The following is an 18095-nucleotide window of genomic DNA, read 5'->3' on the forward strand; positions in this document are numbered from 1 at the left end:
CCATTAAATGCCGTTACGACGCATTTGGCCCCAGCGAGTAAACGGGATAACCATGTTCGCGCCATTCCGTCAGGAGCTGCTGCTGGGAAGCGGAGGGGACTTCGCCGCACCAGACCAGCAGCGTCTGTCCCTCAAACAGTTCCGGCCTGAGCTGGGCCAGGGAGTGGGCAAGCACGTCAACGCGCCAGCCCTGCTGGGTGGCAATCCAGGCTTCGAGCCACAGCCGGGTGGTATCGTGTACGTTCCAGCCAATCACCAGCGCATCTTTGCTGTTTTTATTCCGCGCTGAGGCAAGACAGACGGAAATATAGTTAATCAGCACGCCATCAAGCATGCTGAGCAGTGCCTGTAAGGTGGTTTGCTGACACTGAAGCCGACGCCGTAGGGGAATAAAAAGATGGGTGATCAGGGTTTGCGCCGGGTAGTCTCGACCCTGTTCTTTGATCCAGCCGCGCAGACGCTGCAAATTGCCACTCTGCAACAGCCTCAGCAGCGTTTCCTGCTGCTCGCGCCAGAGAAGCTGCGTATCTGGATCATCATGGCTCAGAAGCGATTTTACCTTGCCGACCTGTACGCCATTGTCGATCCAGCTTTTGATCTCGCGGATCCGGTCAATATCCGCATCGTTAAACAGGCGGTGCCCGCCGTCCGTTCTTTGCGGCTTAAGCAATCCATACCGTCGCTGCCACGCCCGTAGCGTAACGGGATTGATATCACACAGGAGTGCCACTTCACCTATTGTGTAAAGCGCCATTTTCGCCCCCAGGCTTGCGCGTCCCCAGCTTAACTGTAGACCCACTTTGCGGAACCAGGAAGATTTGATTCTTTTTTGTACAAATTATACGAAAGACAGGTTATCTCCGGCAAAAGGTGTGATGGCGGACACGATTTATCGCTTTTTTGGCACGTTTCAAAGAAAGTTAACCGCTATCAGTGTATGTTACGCGTTTTTAGAATGTGCGGTTTGTGAGTATGTACGAGTTTAATCTGGTGCTGCTGTTGCTTCAGCAGATGTGCGTGTTCCTTGTCATCGCCTGGTTGATGAGCAAAACGCGCCTGTTTATCCCGCTGATGCAGGTCACCGTCCGTCTGCCGCACAAATTCCTCTGCTACGTCGTATTTTCCATATTCTGCATTATGGGGACCTGGTTTGGTCTCCATATCGAAGATTCCATCGCCAATACGCGCGCCATCGGCGCGGTAATGGGCGGGCTGCTCGGAGGCCCGGTTGTCGGCGGTCTGGTGGGGTTAACCGGCGGCCTGCACCGCTATTCGATGGGCGGTATGACGGCGCTGAGCTGCATGATCTCCACCATCGTCGAAGGGTTGCTCGGTGGTCTCGTCCACAGCTATATGATTAAGCGCGGTCGCCCGGATAAAGTGTTCAGTCCCTTTACCGCAGGGGCGATTACCTTCGTGGCGGAAATGGCGCAGATGGCGATCATCCTGCTGATCGCGCGCCCGTTTGACGATGCGTTACATCTGGTCAGCAGCATTGCCGCACCGATGATGGTCACCAATACCGTAGGTGCGGCGCTGTTTATGCGCATTCTGCTCGACAAACGCGCCATGTTCGAAAAATACACCTCGGCATTTTCTGCCACCGCCTTAAAAGTTGCGGCGTCGACGGAAGGGATCCTGCGGCAGGGATTCAACGAGGAGAACAGTATGAAGGTGGCGCAGGTGCTGTATAAAGAGCTGGATATCGGAGCCGTGGCGATTACCGATCGCGAGAAGCTGCTGGCGTTTACCGGTACCGGCGACGACCACCATCTGCCGGGCAAACCGATCTCCTCGGCCTATACCCTGCGCGCTATTGAAACGGGTGAAGTGGTGTATGCCGACGGAAATGAAGTGCCGTACCGCTGTTCCCTGCATCCGCAGTGCAAACTCGGCTCTACGCTGGTCATTCCCCTGCGGGGCGAAAACCAGCGCGTCATGGGCACTATTAAGCTTTACGAAGCCAAAAACCGCCTGTTCAGCTCCATCAACCGCACGCTGGGGGAGGGGATCGCCCAGCTGCTTTCGGCGCAAATCCTGGCGGGGCAGTATGAACGGCAAAAAGCGCTGCTGACGCAGTCAGAAATTAAGCTCCTGCACGCTCAGGTGAACCCGCATTTCCTGTTTAACGCGCTCAACACGCTGAAGGCGGTGATCCGCCGCGACAGCGATCAGGCCGCGCAGCTGGTGCAATTTCTCTCGACCTTTTTCCGCAAAAATCTGAAGCGACCCTCGGAGATCGTCACCCTCGCGGACGAGATTGAGCATGTAAACGCCTATCTGCAAATTGAAAAAGCGCGCTTCCAGTCACGTTTACAGGTGTCGTTATCCGTCCCGGACGATCTGGCGTATCAGCATCTTCCGGCCTTTACCCTGCAACCGATTGTAGAAAATGCCATTAAGCATGGGACGTCGCAGCTGCTGGGAAGTGGAGAGATTATGATTTCCGCTTCCCGTTTTAACCGCCATCTGGTGCTGGATATTGAAGACAACGCGGGGCTGTATGAAGCTTCCGCGTCAGGCGGTCTGGGCATGAGCCTGGTGGATAAACGCCTGCGCGCGCATTTTGGTGACGACTGCGGTATCACCGTCGCCTGTGAGCCAGACCGCTATACCCGAATTACCTTACGATTGCCGCTGGAGGAGAACGCATGTTAAGAGTGCTGATTGTCGATGATGAGCCGTTAGCACGGGAAAACCTGCGTGTTCTGTTGCAGGAGCAGAGTGATATCGAGGTTGTGGGGGAATGTGCCAATGCGATTGAAGGCATCGGTGCGGTGCATAAACTGCGCCCGGACGTGCTGTTCCTCGATATTCAGATGCCGCGCATCAGCGGGCTGGAGATGGTCGGCATGCTCGACCCGGAGCACCGTCCCTATATCGTCTTTCTGACGGCCTTTGATGAGTACGCGGTAAAGGCGTTTGAAGAGCACGCATTTGATTATCTGCTGAAGCCGATTGAAGAGAAACGGCTTGAAAAGACCCTGACCCGCCTGCATCAGGAGCGTACCGTGCAGGACGTGACGCTGCTGCCGGAGCATCAGCAGCCCCTGAAGTTTATACCCTGTACCGGGCACAGCCGGATTTACCTCCTGCAAATGGACGACGTTGCCTTTGTCAGCAGCCGTCTGAGCGGGGTATACGTCACCAGCGCTGAAGGTAACGAAGGCTTTACCGAGCTGACCCTGCGCACGCTGGAGAGCCGCACGCCGCTAATCCGCTGCCATCGTCAGTATCTGGTGAACATGGCGCACCTGAAAGAGATCCGTCTGGAAGATAACGGCCAGGCCGAGCTGGTGTTACGTGCCGGGCAAACCGTTCCCGTCAGTCGTCGCTACCTGAAAAGTTTGAAAGAGGCGATAGGGCTGTAAAACTGGTACACTGCGCGCCATTGCATCATCGACATTCGAAGGCTCTATGCTAAGTAACGATATTCTTCGTAGCCTGCGCTACACCCTGAAAGCGAACAATAATGACATGGTGCGCATTCTTGCGCTCTCCGACATGGAATCCACGTCCGCCGGGTTCGACACCTGGATGACTAAAGAAGATGAAGAGGGTTTTGTTCGCTGCCCGGACATTATTCTGTCGGGCTTTCTGAATGGCCTGATCTACGACAAGCGCGGCAAAGATGAATCTGCGCCTGAGCTGGCGCTGGAGCGTCGGGTGAATAACAACACGGTGCTGAAAAAGCTGCGTATTGCTTTCTCCCTGAAAACTGACGACATTCTGGCGATCATGACCGAGCAGAAATTTCGCGTGTCGATGCCGGAAATCACCGCCATGATGCGCGCGCCGGATCATAAGAATTACCGCGAGTGTGGGGATCAGTTTCTGCGTTATTTCCTGCGTGGGTTGACGCAGCGGGTGCATAACCAGAAGGGGTGATTTTAGCCGGATGGCGGCTTCGCCTGACCCGGCCTACAAAACCCGTAGGCCCGTGCAAGCGTAGCGCCGCCGGGCAAAAAAAAGCCGGATTCTCATCCGGCTTTTTTATTACTTCACCTGCTGACCCGGCTTCGCGCCTTCGTCAGGGCTTAACAGGAAGATATCTTTCCCGCCCGGGCCTGCGGCCATCACCATCCCCTCAGAGATGCCGAAGCGCATTTTGCGCGGCGCCAGGTTTGCCACCATCACGGTCTGACGACCAATCAGCACCTGCGGATCGGGATACGCGGAACGAATGCCGGAGAAGACGTTACGCTTCTCGCCGCCCAGATCCAGGGTCAGACGCAGCAGTTTGTCAGAACCTTCCACGAACTCCGCGTTTTCGATCAGCGCCACGCGCAGGTCGACTTTGGCGAAATCATCAAAGGTGATGGTCTCCTGAATCGGATCGTCCGCCAGCGGGCCGGTCACCGGTGCGGCGGCCGCTTTCACCTCTTCTTTGGATGCTTCCACCAGCGCGTCAACCTGCTTCATCTCGATGCGGTTATACAGCGCCTTGAAGGTGTTCACCTTGTGGCCGAGCAGCGGCTGCTGGATGGCATCCCAGGTCAGTTCGGTGTTCAGGAATGCTTCCGCGCGGGCTGCCAGCTGCGGCAGAACCGGCTTGAGCCAGGTCATCAGCACGCGGAACATGTTCAGACCCATGGTGCAGATCGCCTGCAAGTCGGCGTCGCGGCCTTCCTGTTTCGCCACCACCCACGGCGCCTGCTCGTCGACATAGCGGTTGGCCACGTCTGCCAGCGCCATGATTTCGCGAATGGCTTTACCGAATTCACGGCTTTCCCAGGCTTCGCCAACCGCAGCGGCGGCGTCGGTGAAGGTTTTATACAGCTCAGGATCGGCCAGTTCCGCAGAGAGCACGCCGTCAAAGCGTTTGGCGATAAAACCTGCGTTACGGGACGCCAGGTTCACCACCTTGTTGACGATGTCCGCGTTCACGCGCTGCACGAAATCTTCCAGATTCAGGTCGATATCGTCGATGCGGGAAGAGAGCTTCGCGGTGTAGTAGTAGCGCAGGCTGTCCGCGTCGAAGTGGTTCAGCCAGGTGCTGGCCTTAATAAACGTCCCGCGAGATTTAGACATCTTCGCGCCGTTCACCGTTACGTAGCCATGTACGAACAGGTTGGTCGGCTTGCGGAAGTTGCTGCCTTCCAGCATTGCTGGCCAGAACAGGCTGTGGAAGTAAACGATGTCTTTACCGATGAAGTGATACAGCTCGGCATCGGAATCTTTCTTCCAGTATTCGTCGAAGCTGACGGTGTCGCCGCGCTTGTCACACAGATTCTTGAACGACCCCATGTAGCCAATCGGCGCATCCAGCCAGACGTAAAAATATTTTCCCGGCGCGTTCGGGATTTCGAAGCCAAAGTAGGGCGCATCGCGGGAGATATCCCACTGTTGCAGACCGGATTCGAACCACTCCTGCATTTTGTTCGCGACCTGCTCCTGCAATGCACCGCTGCGGGTCCACGCCTTCAGCATTTCGCTGAACGACGGCAGGTCGAAGAAGAAGTGCTCGGAGTCACGCATCACCGGCGTCGCGCCGGAAACCACGGATTTCGGTTCGATAAGCTCGGTCGGGCTGTAGGTCGCGCCGCACACTTCGCAGTTATCGCCGTACTGATCCGGGGATTTACATTTCGGACAGGTGCCTTTGACGAAACGGTCCGGCAGGAACATGCCTTTTTCCGGATCGTACAGCTGAGAGATGGTGCGGTTTTTAATGAAACCGTTCTCTTTCAGACGGGTGTAGATCAGCTCTGACAGCTCGCGGTTTTCGTCGCTGTGCGTGGAGTGATAGTTGTCATAGCTGATGTCAAAGCCAGCAAAATCGGTCTGATGCTCCTGACTCATTTCGGCGATCATCTGTTCCGGGGAAATGCCCAGCTGCTGCGCTTTCAGCATGATCGGCGTGCCGTGGGCATCGTCCGCACAGATGAAGTTCACCTCGTGGCCGCGCATTCGCTGGTAACGGACCCAGACATCAGCCTGGATATGCTCCAGCATGTGGCCGAGGTGGATTGAGCCGTTGGCGTACGGCAGGGCGCACGTTACCAGAATTTTTTTCGCGACTTGAGTCATAGTAGGCATTACTTCTTTTAACTGTGAAAAGGGTTTTCGATATTACCAAAAGGGGCATTATTAAGTAAGCACAAACCGCGGCCTTTCAGGTAAACTTGTTTGTCTAAGGTCTTATTCACAAGAACAAAGGAGTCGGGATGAGTTCTCAATCCCAGGCCAAATCACCGGAAGCCTTACGAGCAATGGTCGCCGGGACGCTGGCTAATTTTCAGCATCCAACCCTGAAGCACAATCTCACGACGCTGAAAGCGCTTCATCACGTCGCATGGCTGGACGATACGCTGCACATTGAGCTACAGATGCCGTTCGTCTGGACCAGCGCCTTTGATGCTCTGAAAGAGCAAACCAGCTCTGAGCTGCTGCGCATTACCGGCGCAAAAGCAATTGACTGGAAGCTAAGCCACAGCATCGCCACGCTCAAGCGCGTGAAAAATCAGCCGGGCGTTAACGGCGTGAAGAACATCATCGCCGTCAGCTCGGGCAAGGGCGGGGTGGGTAAATCGTCGACCGCCGTGAACCTGGCGCTTGCGCTGGCGGCTGAAGGGGCGAAAGTCGGCATTCTGGATGCGGATATCTACGGCCCGTCCATTCCAAACATGCTGGGGGCGGAAAACCAGCGTCCAACTTCGCCGGACGGCACCCATATGGCGCCAATCGTGGCGCACGGTCTGGCGACCAACTCCATTGGTTACCTGGTCACGGACGATAACGCAATGGTCTGGCGTGGCCCGATGGCCAGCAAGGCGCTGCTGCAAATGTTGCAGGAGACAATGTGGCCTGACCTCGATTATCTGGTACTGGACATGCCGCCGGGCACAGGTGATATCCAGCTGACGCTGGCGCAGAACATCCCGGTCACCGGCGCCGTCGTGGTCACCACGCCGCAGGATATCGCGCTGATCGACGCCAAAAAAGGTATCGTCATGTTCGAGAAGGTAGAGGTGCCGGTACTGGGTATCGTCGAGAACATGAGCATGCATATTTGCAGCAACTGCGGGCACCATGAGCCTATCTTTGGTACCGGTGGCGCCGAAAAGCTGGCGGCGCAATACCACACGCAACTGCTGGGGCAACTGCCGCTGCATATCACACTGCGTGAAGATCTGGATAGCGGTAAGCCAACGGTGGTCAGCCGTCCGGATAGCGAATTCACGGAAATCTATCGTCAGCTGGCGGGGCGCGTTGCGGCGCAGCTTTACTGGCAGGGCGAAGTCATTCCGGGTGAAATCGCCTTCCGCGCGGTGTAACGCCTCTGCGCGTTAGTGCCGGGTGGCGGCTTCGCCTTACCCGGCCTACCTCGATTTTGTAGGTCAGGTAAGCGTAGCGCCACCTGACTTTACCCAAGCCGATAGTGCATCAAATAATACTCTCCGTCCGGAGAATCTCCCGTCGCCTCAATGTGCCAGCCGTGGCGCTGGTAAAACGCAACCGCCCGCTCATTCTTCACCAGACACTTGAGTGAACCCGTGCTGGTAAACGTCTTCTGCACGTGTTCAAGCAACACATGTCCGACGCCCATGCTCTGATAGTTCGGATCGACAAACAGGTTGTGCAGAAAATTATCGTTCGTCGAGACTGAGGCAAAGCCAAGTCGGTGCCCATCCTGCTCCGCCACCCAAATCCCTTCGTCCAGGGTTGCCGCGTCAAAATCTTCAAGCTGCCACGCAGAACTGTCCATCCACGGCCAGGCTTCACGTCGGGCGTGAAGGAAGAGCGTGCGCAGGAAAGGGCGATCGCTCTCCTGCCACGGACGGATTAGGATCGTATCAGCGGTGATAGAAAATATCTCCGTTATAGGCTTTGTAGATTTTGCCATCGGCATCGCCAATCAGAACATAATTCTCACCCATGTAGGTCCAGTGTGTGCCGGCATCGGGCGCGGGAAGGTTACGCAGCTGGTACTGTTTGATGGTGTACTCAGGCGTCTGATACTGCGCGGGCGCGGTGTCGCCGATTTTAAACTTCGTAAAATCGGCAATAAACTCTTGCTCTTCATAGGCCTTGATGCCGGAAGGCGCTGTCGATGTTTGCGGTGCAGCGTGCGCGGCCCCCGCCAGTGACAGTAATACACCCAGAAGCAACAATTTACGCTTAGCCATTTTTTCTCCAGTCATATCGTTACTGATACTTTTTGTGTGCAGATCCGCTAACGGATGGCAGACAGTTCATTTTAAGTATCCTCACAGGGTGAGTTTGCAAAAAATGTAACAAAAGTGCACGGTTTTGTGTAGTCGCAACCGTCATTAATTATTACTTCGACGAATAAATATGAGCTTATATAGATAACATAATTATTGGTTTATTAATTAATTCTGAAAAAACATTTTCAAGGCAAATTTACTAAGATTCAGGCATGCATTCAACAAATAGAACATTTAAGATTGCCTGAAACCCTCTTTCCGAATGCCTGATTAAGACAATGCAGGGCTGTAAAGTCTGCCCAAAGGAATGTCGTGTGGTTTTATAAATACTCTTTGTGTTTCTGTTAATTCATTGAATAACAGCAACTTGTGCTTGAGTGAAATGTTACTGTTTTATCCTGTATACGATAATCACTACTATAAAAGATATTATGTAATAAATGAAAAACACAACAGTTGTATCGATATTATTTTTAATTATTACCCCCTTATCTGGCTGCGTATTTTACCCTGGCCAGCATCTCGATCTCGCTGGAAAAAAGATAATTGCCGCAGAAGATGCAAATGATCGTCTTGAGAAACGGATTGATGTTTATCCTCTTACGCCTTCGTTAATTGAAAAATTGCGGCCATCGGTTTTGAAATCTCAGGCAAATCCTAATCTGGATGAACAGGTCAAAAACTGGGAATACCGTATCGGCGTTGGGGATATTCTGACCGTCACCGTCTGGGATCACCCTGAACTGACAACCCCGGCAGGGCAGTATCGTAGCGCCAGTGACACCGGTAACTGGGTCAATGCCGACGGCACACTTTTCTATCCCTATGTCGGTAAATTGCCGGTGGCTGGCAAAACGGTCGCACGGGTACGCGAGGAGATCACGGCCCGGCTGAACAATGTTATTGAAAGCCCGCAGGTGGATGTCAGCGTCGCCTCTTTTCGCTCACAAAAAGCCTATGTGACGGGCGAGGTGGTGAAGTCAGGGCAGCAGGCTATTACCAATATCCCGTTAACGGTCATGGATGCCGTAAACGCCGCTGGGGGGCTCTCTGCCGACGCGGACTGGCGCAATGTCGTGCTGACGCATAATGGGAAGGACACGCGCCTCTCGCTATATGCGCTGATGCAGCATGGCGATCTCACGCAAAATAAGCTGCTCTATCCCGGCGATATTCTGTTTGTCCCCCGTAACGATGCGCTGAAAGTGTTCGTCATGGGCGAGGTCGTTAAACAGAGCACGCTGAAAATGGATCGCAGCGGCATGACCCTGGCGGAAGCGCTGGGCAATGCCGGTGGGCTGAACCAGAATATGGCCGATGCCACCGGAATTTTTGTCATTCGTTCGCTGCCGAAAAGCGAGCGTTCAGAAAAAATTGCCAACCTCTACCAGCTCAATGCTCAGGACGCATCAGCCATGGTGTTAGGCACCGAGTTTCAGCTTGAGCCCTATGACATTGTCTATGTCACCACTGCACCACTGTCCCGCTGGAATCGTGTGATATCACAGCTTGTTCCGACCATCAGCGGGATGCATGACCTTACCGAAACGGTTCGTTACATCAGATCGTGGCCGCAATAATGTTCAAATCAATACTCGTGGTTTGCACCGGAAATGTCTGCCGTTCTCCGATTGGGGAGCGGCTTTTGCGCCAGCACCTGCCCGACAGATATATCGCCTCGGCGGGCATATTCGGGCTTGAAGGGTGCCCGGCGGATGACAGCGCCCAGGACGTAGCCTGGCGGCATGGGATTTCCCTCGATGGTCATGTGGCGCGCAGGCTGACACGCAATTTGATGCAGGGATCCGATCTTATCCTGGTTATGGAGCCGGAACATCTTCGCTTCATTGCGGCCATGGCGCCGGAGATTCGAGGAAAGTCGCTGCTTTTTGGGCAATGGCTGGAGCCGCAGGAGATCCCCGATCCCTACCGTAAAAGCCGGGAAGCGTTTGAATATGTGTTTGGGCTATTGGGTAAAGCCAGTCAGGAATGGGCACGTCGTTTAGATCAGAAAGGAATGAAGCATTAATGTCGTCTTACACAACAGACAATTATGGTGCAGCGGCACCCCAACAACATGAAGTCGATCTCGTTCGTTTGCTCGTCGAGATGATCGACCACCGCACGATGATTCTGTGCGTGACGTTCCTGTTCATCATGTGCGCCGGTCTCTATGCCTGGATTGCGCCACCTGTTTATCAGGCGGATGCCATGGTGCAAATTGAAAACAAACACGATAACAACCTGCTCAAAGGTTTGAGCCAGCTGGGCACCGATGTGTCGCCGGATGTTGCCCCTGAAATTTTACTGCTGAAATCCCGCATGATCCTCGGCGAGACCGTTGACAAATTAGCTCTGACACAGCAGGCAAAGCAGCGCGTTTTGCCTGTGGTGGGGCGTCTCTGGCAGCGTCTGCAAGGGCGTGAGCAGGGCAAAATCACGTTAGGCGAACTCCAGATCCCGCAGGTGGAAGGCAAAGCGCAAGAGCTCACGCTGACCGTACAGGAAGCGGGAAAATATCACCTGACGGGCGAAAACATTGAGGCCGACGGCCAGGTTGGGAAAACGCTGGTTACGCAAGGGATCGTTCTGCTGGTGACGTCGATTGAGGCTGAGCCAGGCACACAATTTTCGCTTAAGTCGTTGACGCGGCTTGAGACGATCAACGCGCTTAAGAAGCGTCTCACGGTTGCGGAATCGGAGAAACAGAGCGGTATCGTTACCTTAACCCTGACGGGCGAAGACCCTGACAGCATCGCCCGGGTGCTGAATGCAATTGCTGAAAATTATCTCCAGCAAAATATCGCGCGCCAGGAGGCTCAGGATTCTCGTAGTCTGGATTTTTTACAGGCGCAGTTGCCGAAAATCAGCGCGGACCTTGATCAGGCAGAAGCGCGGCTGAATGCCTACCGGGCGCAGCGAGACTCGGTGGACCTGTCTCTGGAGGCAAAATCTGTCCTGGATCAGGTTGTTAACGTTGAGAATCAGCTAAATGAGCTGACGTTCCGGGAGGCAGAGATCTCCCAGCTCTTTAAAAAAAGTCACCCTACCTATCGTGCATTGCATGAAAAGAGACAGACCCTTGAGCGGGAACGGGAGCGTCTCAATAACCGTGTGTCAGCTATGCCCTCCACGCAGCAGGAGATTTTACGCCTGAGCCGCGATGTTGAGTCGGGTCGCACGATTTATTTACAGCTATTGACGCGCCAGCAGGAGCTGAATATTTCCCGCTCCAGCGCTGTCGGGAACGTAAGGATCATTGATGAGGCTGTTACGCTGCCGGACCCGATAAAGCCGCGTAAAGCGTTAATCATCGTTCTTGGCGCGCTGTTCGGGCTAATGCTCTCAATGGGGACCGTGCTGGTACGTCAGGCGTTCAAACGTGGGATCACGCTTTCCGAACAGCTGGAAGCGCAGGGGATGCCGGTTCTGGCTACGTTGCCACGTTCACAGTGGCTGTGGAGTAAAACGCAGTTGCGCAGAAAAAATCCGTTTTCTCGTCGCTGGAAACACAAAACCTCGGATGTGCCTTTCCTGCCCGTCGATCGCCCTGCTGATATGTTTGTTGAAGCGGTGCGCGGGCTGCGGACCAGTCTGCATTTCACCATGATGGAGGCTGAGAACCGCATTGTGATGATTTCTGGCCCCACGCAGGACTGCGGAAAAACGCTGGTGGCGACGAATCTGGCGGCCATCGCCGGGCAGAGCGGTCAGCGGGTGCTGTTTATTGATGCGGATATGCGCCAGGGCTATGTTCATAATATTTTTGGTCTGGAGAACCGCCACGGATTGTCCTGCCTGCTCGAAGGGAAACGCGACTTAGCGGAGGTCATTCAGCATGCTGAAAAAGGGGGAATTGACGTCATCACCTGCGGCCCGGAACCCCTGCGCCCGTTAGAATTGCTGTTAAGCGAACGATTCCTTTCCGTCATGTCCTGGGTTAACGAGCAATATGACATTGTCATCATTGATACTCCGCCGGTCCTGGCCGTCACCGATGCCGCGCTGGTCGCCAGAGCAGCCGGAACAACGCTAATGGTTGCCCGTTTCGATAAAACCAGCGTGAAAGAGATGGAGAATACCGTTAAACGGTTACAGCACGTTGGCGTGAAGGTCAGCGGCACAATCCTCAACGATATTGTTAAATCCGCAGCGCTGTATTACAGCTCGGGGTACAGCCAGTATGAATACGGCTATGCTTCGAGGAAAAAAGGGGAAAGGCGTTAGCGCGGGAAAAACAATCCCTCTCCCGGGTGGGAGAGGGATAAGCATTACTTCGCCATCACTTCCTGCGCGGTACGCTCAACCAGAGACAGCAGGATTTTTACGTCCTCCAGCGTCACGGTTGGGTTCAGCAGGGTCAGCTTCAGGCAGGTGATACCGTTATGCTCGGTCACACCGACGTTTGCACGGCCAGACTCCAGCAGCGCATCGCCAATTTTCTGGTTCAGCAGGGCAATACCGGCGTCATCCATCTGCGCCTGCGGACGGAATCGGAACAGCACGCTTGCCAGCTGGGGTTGCATCACCAGTTCCAGAGCAGACTGCTCTTTCACGTAAGCCGCAACCTGCTGTGCCAGCGTCACGCCGTGATCGATGATTGCCGCGTATTGCTCCTGACCCAGCGCTTCCAGGCTCATCCACAGTTTCAGCGCGTCGAAACGGCGCGTGGTTTGCAGAGATTTGGAGACCAGGTTAGGTACACCCGCTTCTTCATCGAACTCAGAGTTCAGATAGGCCGCCTGATAGCGCATCAGTTCATAGTGACGCGCTTCTTTCAGCAGGAACGCACCGCAGCTGATGGTCTGGAAGAACTGCTTGTGGAAGTCCAGGGTGACGGAATCCACCAGCTCGATACCGTCCAGGTAGTGACGATACTGCTCAGACATCAGCAGCGCGCCGCCCCAGGCCGCATCAACGTGCACCCAGATATTCTGTTTCGCAGCCAGCTCAGCAATAGCACGCAGCGGATCGATAGCACCCGCATCGGTCGTACCGGCCGTGGCCACAATCGCCAGGATCTGCTCGCCGTTCGCGTTGCACTGTTCGATTTTCGCCGCCAGATCGGTGAGATCCATGCGGGAGAATTCGTCAGTTTTCACCTGCACCACGGACTGGTAGCCCAGACCCATCAGCGCCATGTTTTTCTGCACGGAGAAGTGGGCATTTTCCGAACACAGCACGCGGATCTTACGCAGATCGCCTGTCAGACCGTCCTGCTGAACCGAGTGGCCCTGACGCGCAAAGAACGCGTCACGCGCCAGCATCAGCCCCATCAGGTTACTCTGGGTGCCGCCGCTGGTGAAGACGCCTGCGTCGCCAGCCTGATAACCCACGCGGGTACGCAGCCATTCGATCAGTTTGATCTCAATGATGGTTGCGGACGGGCTTTGATCCCAGGAGTCCATACTCTGGTTAGTGGCGTTGATCAGCACTTCCGCCGCCTGGCTAACCACCAGGCTTGGGCAGTGCAGGTGCGCCACACACTGCGGGTGATGAACGGACAAACTGTCTTTCAGGAAGAACTCCACGGCGCGTTCGATCGCCGCTTCGTTGCCCAGCCCTTTCGGGTTGAAATCCAGCTTAATACGGTCGCGCAGCTCCGCGACCGTTTTGCCCTGGTACATCTCAGGCTGTTTCAGCCACTGCATCACAGCCTGAGTGCTTTGTTCAATCGCCTGCTGGTAAGCTTCAATGCTCTGCGCAGAGGAGAACAAAATTGGGTTTGAATCAGACATCGTATTCAACAACTCCGGTTACGCCGGGCTAACGCCCGCAGCAAGCAGTGCCTGCTCGAATTTATCCAGGAAGACTTTCAGCTCGTCATCGCTGATCAGCAGAGAAGGCAGCAGACGCAGAACGATACCGTTACGGCCGCCACGCTCCAGAATCAGGCCGGCTTCGAAGCATTTCTTCTGGATCAGGGCAGACAGCTCGCCATCGCCCGGGAAGCAACCCATGTGATCGGCGGCTTCATGTGGCTTAACGATTTCAATACCGATCATCATGCCCAGACCGCGAACGTGGCCGATCACCGGATAGCGTTTCGCCATCTCTTTCAGCTGGCCTTTCAGCCATTCGCCCTGTGCAGCTACTTTGCCCGCGATGTTCTGGTCTTTCAGGATCTTCAGCGTGGTCAGACCGGTTGCCATCGCCAGCTGGTTGCCGCGGAAAGTACCGGTATGGTGACCTGGCGCCCATGCATCGAACTGCTTTTTGATACCGAGCACGGCCAGCGGCAGACCGCCACCGACTGCTTTAGACATCACGATGATGTCTGGCTCAATGCCAGCGTGTTCGAAGGCAAAGAATTTACCGGTACGGGCAAAGCCAGCCTGGACTTCGTCGAGGATCAGCAGGATACCGTGTTCCTGAGTGACTTTACGGATGCGCTGCAACCACTCAACAGGCGCCGGGTTCACGCCACCTTCACCCTGAACGGCTTCGAGGATCACCGCGGCAGGTTTACGCACGCCGCTTTCGACGTCGTTAATCAGATTTTCGAAGTAGTAGGTCAGCGCCTTCACGCCCGCTTCACCACCGATACCCAGTGGGCAACGGTACTCGTGTGGGTAAGGCATGAACTGGACTTCTGGCATCATACCGTCAACCGCTTCTTTCGGAGACAGGTTGCCGGTGACGGACAGTGCGCCGTGGGTCATACCGTGGTAACCACCAGAGAAACTGATGATACCGCTACGACCGGTCACTTTTTTCGCCAGCTTCAGCGCCGCTTCAACGGCATCAGCCCCGGACGGGCCAGTGAATTGCAGGCAGTACTCTTTGCCCTGACCAGGCAACAGAGAGAGCAGGTATTCTGAAAACGCGTCTTTCAACGGCGTGGTCAGATCCAGGGTATGTAACGGCAAGCCGCTGGTAATGACATTTTGGATGCTTTTCAGCACATCAGGATGATTGTGTCCAAGCGCGAGGGTGCCTGCGCCTGCTAAACAGTCAAGGTATTCTTTATTATCTGCATCGGTGATCCACACGCCTTCTGCTTTTGTAATCGCTAAAGGCAATTTGCGCGGATAACTCCTGACGTTAGATTCAAATTCGGCCTGACGGGCCAGATAGGTTTCGTTGCTTTTGTGGGCATCTACGGTGTCAATACGGACTTTATCCGTCATCATATCACTCCTACAACCGCCGCTTCGTTATGAGCAACGATTGAATAAAAAGTTAAAAAACAGATGGGGCCTGAAAAAAACGCCGCCAATATAGAGCCTTTTGTCACCGGGCTCAATGGTTAATTTGCTTACTGTTTTGTGACACAGGGCACAGGGCAGGGAAGAACGCCGTTTGTATGGGGGAGATTGCACTTTATGCTAAATAAAAACAGCAGCTTACGTATGATTTATCCGCATTGTAAAATCAGACAAAAGAGTGTGACAAATCGTGCGATTGTCAGGTGAAAAGGAGGCAGTGAGCCTCCTTACGCTGTTTATTTCTGGCTAACGCGTAAAATACCGTGTTCGCGTCCCTTCGTTTTATTCCACGACGCGTCCGTAATACCGTTTTCATCCAGGCTTAGCGATATCACAAAACCATTACCACGGATCTCATAGAAATTCGCATTCAGGCGTTTAACGCTGGCTTTCTTGCCGTTAACGGTAGCGCTAAAAAAGCCGTTAGAAAGCGTGGCGTTAACCGTATCCGACGAGAACGAGGCTTCACGCAGGGGATCGTGAACGGATGTCGTTGGTTCGTGTTGTGCCGCATTTTCCGCTCTGGTTTTGCTGATATCGCAAGAGCCATCGCCAGCGCTAATTTGCGTGCATCCCGAACGCTCTAATTGAGCGCGATAATGGGCGTTTATGGCGTGCGCAGGCGAGACACAACCTGCAAGCACCGCAGTACCTATAACGAACATCATTACTTTTTTCATTTTACCGCCTTAAAAACGACACAAATACCAGGAGACATACATCACGCCGATCCAGATCCCGACCGAAATCAGCATCAGATAAAGGGCTACCGAAATAAAAATATATTTAGACATCTTTTTGTATTAACAAAATGCCCATCCACTAAAATGAGGCATTCTATTTTTCCCGATGATTATTTTACGCGTTAAAAGCCCATTCCAATCCCAACCGAAGCGCCCATATTATTCGCGGTATCATCTGAGAAGCTCACTTTCGCGATGACATGGGAATTAAAGTTAACGGACGCACCGACAGCAAGCGCGCTCTCGCCGTTGTAAGTCGCGCCGCCAGCAGAGAACATGACGCGCTGATTGGTTTGCACTTGTGGCAAACCCGCCATCGCCATCGCCCCTGAAATACCGGCATTGGCCTGCTTCTTATTATTGTCCACTTCATCACGCAGAGATTTAAATTGCTGGCTGGTGGTAGTATTCATTGCCTGTAATGTCTGCCTGGTGGCTTGCAGATCCTGCGTGGCGGCAGTAACAGCCAGGCTATTTTTAGCGACCTTCGCCTGGGTAGCCGTATCCAGCTGTCGTTGTGTCACGGTGGTTGTCACACCATCTTTACCGTTATGACCGTCTACACCGTCGCGACCGTTTCTTCCCGCAATGCCTTGTGCGCCAGTATCACCCTTATCACCCTTATCACCCTTATCACCCTTATCACCTTTCATGCCTGTCGCGCCAGCATCGCCTTTTTCACCCTTCGCGCCGGTTGCACCGATATCCCCTTTTTCACCCTTTGCGCCAGTCGCGCCGGTATCCCCTTTATCGCCCTTTGCGCCAGTCGCACCGGTCTCCCCTTTATCACCTTTCGCTCCATCTGTACCGTTGATGGGTTTAGGTGCATTTTCTAGAGCAGTAAGGCGGCTATCCTGAATATTATCGACGTGTTGAAGGTTGATAATGGCTGCGCCGTTAGTCGCCACACCCTGTAGGGCCGTCTCACTTTTCAGACTGGCGGTATCGGCAAGCGCGCCGGCAAGCAACGCTTTCTGATGTGCGTCGTTAGCCATTTTATCCACGACTAACACGCCTAATTTTGTGGACTGAAGGTCGTCATTAACCTGCGTTAAGCGGTTATCCGTTGCGATATCGCGGTTAATGCTATCAGCGTTGTTTTGTGCAATCTGATCCTGATGGTCATTTACAATATTAGTGATTTGCTGATCGTCCCAAACCGTATTCGCGGCTTCAGCCTGGCTCATTGTACCCGCTAAGACAACGCCCATTACAAAAATAGCAATAAAGGTTTTATTCATAGATTTCATTTGAAAAGCTCACATCATTAATTGTCGAAAAATACTGAAGCTGAATCGCTTTGTTTTGTGGATTTAAAAAACGGGTGAACGTTGTCTAAATCTTATTTAGTAACGCGAGTAAACTATCAATTAAACGCAAACCAATGATGTTGATCTAAGTCATAAATATTATGAATAGTTCCGACGGCGTAAAAGTCATTTTGCGGTTGTTATTAATGTAAACATTAAGGTGAAAATGAGGTGGTAAATGAGAGAGTTAAATTAAGTGTTTGACAGAGATAAAATTCTGCAAAATAAATGTTTACATTAATATGTGGGTTTATTTCATACGAAAGAAGGTGGGCTGTCTTATAAAAGCACTCCCGGTGCGTCATTATGGATAAAAATAATATTTCTCAGCACAGTGAGTAAATAATATTTTTCATGTGTTCTTAACAAATCTGGCGGGATAATTAACTGAACAATAATGTATACATATAGAGGGTAGTTAATATCTTGTCGTTTTTTGTTCGTTACAGGGGATTAACGGACAGCCCAAAACCCCTTGCACCCGGGTTACCCCCCGGTTACACTACATGACTACGAATTGCTATTTCGTAAGTAGCTGTTTTATAAGTAATTTGACTCGGGGTGCCCTTCTTTGTGAAGGCTGAGAAATACCCGTATTACCTGATCTGGATAATGCCAGCGTAGGGAAGTCAGATGCCTACCCGGTCATCGCTTCTTCACGCA

15 protein-coding genes and 1 riboswitch are annotated in these 18095 nt (G+C 53.4%); of the genes, 7 read left to right on the forward strand and 8 right to left on the reverse strand.

Going from position 1 to position 18095, the window contains the following annotated elements; genetic code table 11:
- Nucleotides 1-13: 13 nt before the first annotated feature.
- The gene (mlrA, locus tag SK58_RS09835) at nucleotides 14-754 is read right to left on the reverse strand and encodes an HTH-type transcriptional regulator MlrA (protein WP_075262142.1); all 741 of its coding nucleotides are present in this window, start codon (nucleotides 752-754) and stop codon (nucleotides 14-16) included.
- 218 nt (nucleotides 755-972) lie between these two features.
- Between mlrA and SK58_RS09840 the strand changes: the two genes are divergently transcribed.
- Genes SK58_RS09840 through SK58_RS09850 form a run of 3 tightly spaced genes read left to right on the forward strand, consistent with a single transcriptional unit; the run spans nucleotide 973 to nucleotide 3888 of the window.
- Nucleotides 973-2658: a sensor histidine kinase gene (locus SK58_RS09840; RefSeq protein ID WP_032648895.1), complete on the forward strand. Its 1686-nt coding sequence runs from the start codon at nucleotides 973-975 to the stop codon at nucleotides 2656-2658.
- Nucleotides 2652-3371, forward strand: coding sequence for a two-component system response regulator BtsR (gene btsR, locus SK58_RS09845; protein WP_015572336.1), 720 nt, complete (start codon nucleotides 2652-2654; stop codon nucleotides 3369-3371). Before SK58_RS09840 ends, btsR begins: the two co-directional genes overlap by 7 nt.
- 46 nt (nucleotides 3372-3417) lie before the next feature.
- Nucleotides 3418-3888 carry a YehS family protein gene (locus SK58_RS09850; RefSeq protein ID WP_015572337.1) on the forward strand — a complete coding sequence of 157 codons (471 nt, stop codon included), beginning with the start codon at nucleotides 3418-3420 and terminating at the stop codon, nucleotides 3886-3888.
- A 108-nt stretch (nucleotides 3889-3996) separates the two neighbouring features.
- On the opposite strand, the gene metG is transcribed toward SK58_RS09850, so the two are convergent.
- Entirely contained in the window at nucleotides 3997-6030 is a 2034-nt protein-coding gene (gene metG, locus SK58_RS09855) for a methionine--tRNA ligase (protein WP_015572338.1), read from the reverse strand.
- 137 nt (nucleotides 6031-6167) lie between these two features.
- On the opposite strand from metG, the gene apbC reads away from it, so the two are divergent.
- Nucleotides 6168-7277 carry an iron-sulfur cluster carrier protein ApbC gene (apbC, locus tag SK58_RS09860; protein ID WP_017383367.1) on the forward strand — a complete coding sequence of 370 codons (1110 nt, stop codon included), beginning with the start codon at nucleotides 6168-6170 and terminating at the stop codon, nucleotides 7275-7277.
- An 89-nt stretch (nucleotides 7278-7366) separates the two neighbouring features.
- On the opposite strand, the gene SK58_RS09865 is transcribed toward apbC, so the two are convergent.
- The gene (locus SK58_RS09865) at nucleotides 7367-7846 is read right to left on the reverse strand and encodes a GNAT family N-acetyltransferase (protein ID WP_048219769.1); all 480 of its coding nucleotides are present in this window, start codon (nucleotides 7844-7846) and stop codon (nucleotides 7367-7369) included.
- Nucleotides 7797-8129 (reverse strand): RcnB family protein, encoded by a 333-nt coding sequence (locus tag SK58_RS09870; RefSeq protein WP_017383366.1) that lies wholly within the window; start codon nucleotides 8127-8129, stop codon nucleotides 7797-7799. The genes SK58_RS09865 and SK58_RS09870 overlap by 50 nt, the downstream gene beginning before the upstream one ends.
- A gap of 482 nt (nucleotides 8130-8611) precedes the next feature.
- On the opposite strand from SK58_RS09870, the gene SK58_RS09875 reads away from it, so the two are divergent.
- From SK58_RS09875 to SK58_RS09885, 3 genes are read left to right on the forward strand one after another with little or no spacing between them, the layout of a single operon-like run.
- Nucleotides 8612-9751, forward strand: a complete 1140-nt coding sequence (locus SK58_RS09875) for a polysaccharide export protein (protein WP_047733545.1) — start codon at nucleotides 8612-8614, stop codon at nucleotides 9749-9751.
- Complete coding sequence (locus tag SK58_RS09880; RefSeq protein ID WP_048219771.1) at nucleotides 9751-10200, forward strand: arsenate reductase/protein-tyrosine-phosphatase family protein; 450 nt, start codon at nucleotides 9751-9753, stop codon at nucleotides 10198-10200. The genes SK58_RS09875 and SK58_RS09880 overlap by 1 nt, the downstream gene beginning before the upstream one ends.
- Nucleotides 10200-12398, forward strand: a complete 2199-nt coding sequence (locus SK58_RS09885; RefSeq protein ID WP_048219772.1) for a polysaccharide biosynthesis tyrosine autokinase — start codon at nucleotides 10200-10202, stop codon at nucleotides 12396-12398. Before SK58_RS09880 ends, SK58_RS09885 begins: the two co-directional genes overlap by 1 nt.
- A 44-nt stretch (nucleotides 12399-12442) precedes the next feature.
- Here the strand turns inward: SK58_RS09885 and SK58_RS09890 are convergent, their stop codons facing one another.
- The 4 genes from SK58_RS09890 to SK58_RS23245 all read right to left on the reverse strand — a co-directional run bounded on the left by SK58_RS09890 (nucleotide 12443) and on the right by SK58_RS23245 (nucleotide 17363).
- Nucleotides 12443-13909, reverse strand: a complete 1467-nt coding sequence (locus SK58_RS09890) for a pyridoxal phosphate-dependent decarboxylase family protein (RefSeq protein WP_023304100.1) — start codon at nucleotides 13907-13909, stop codon at nucleotides 12443-12445.
- Nucleotides 13910-13927: 18 nt separating this feature from the next.
- Entirely contained in the window at nucleotides 13928-15304 is a 1377-nt protein-coding gene (locus SK58_RS09895) for a diaminobutyrate--2-oxoglutarate transaminase (protein ID WP_015572345.1), read from the reverse strand.
- A 311-nt stretch (nucleotides 15305-15615) separates the two neighbouring features.
- Nucleotides 15616-16059 carry a hypothetical protein gene (locus SK58_RS09900; RefSeq protein WP_048219774.1) on the reverse strand — a complete coding sequence of 148 codons (444 nt, stop codon included), beginning with the start codon at nucleotides 16057-16059 and terminating at the stop codon, nucleotides 15616-15618.
- Between the two features lie 185 nt (nucleotides 16060-16244).
- Nucleotides 16245-17363, reverse strand: coding sequence for a YadA-like family protein (locus tag SK58_RS23245; protein ID WP_075262143.1), 1119 nt, complete (start codon nucleotides 17361-17363; stop codon nucleotides 16245-16247).
- A gap of 616 nt (nucleotides 17364-17979) precedes the next feature.
- Nucleotides 17980-18076: riboswitch (TPP riboswitch) on the forward strand.
- Nucleotides 18077-18095 lie beyond the last annotated feature (19 nt).

Origin of the sequence: Enterobacter sp. BIDMC93 (assembly GCF_001037805.1) — a bacterium.
GTDB classification, from domain to species: Bacteria; Pseudomonadota; Gammaproteobacteria; order Enterobacterales; family Enterobacteriaceae; genus Enterobacter; species Enterobacter hormaechei_C.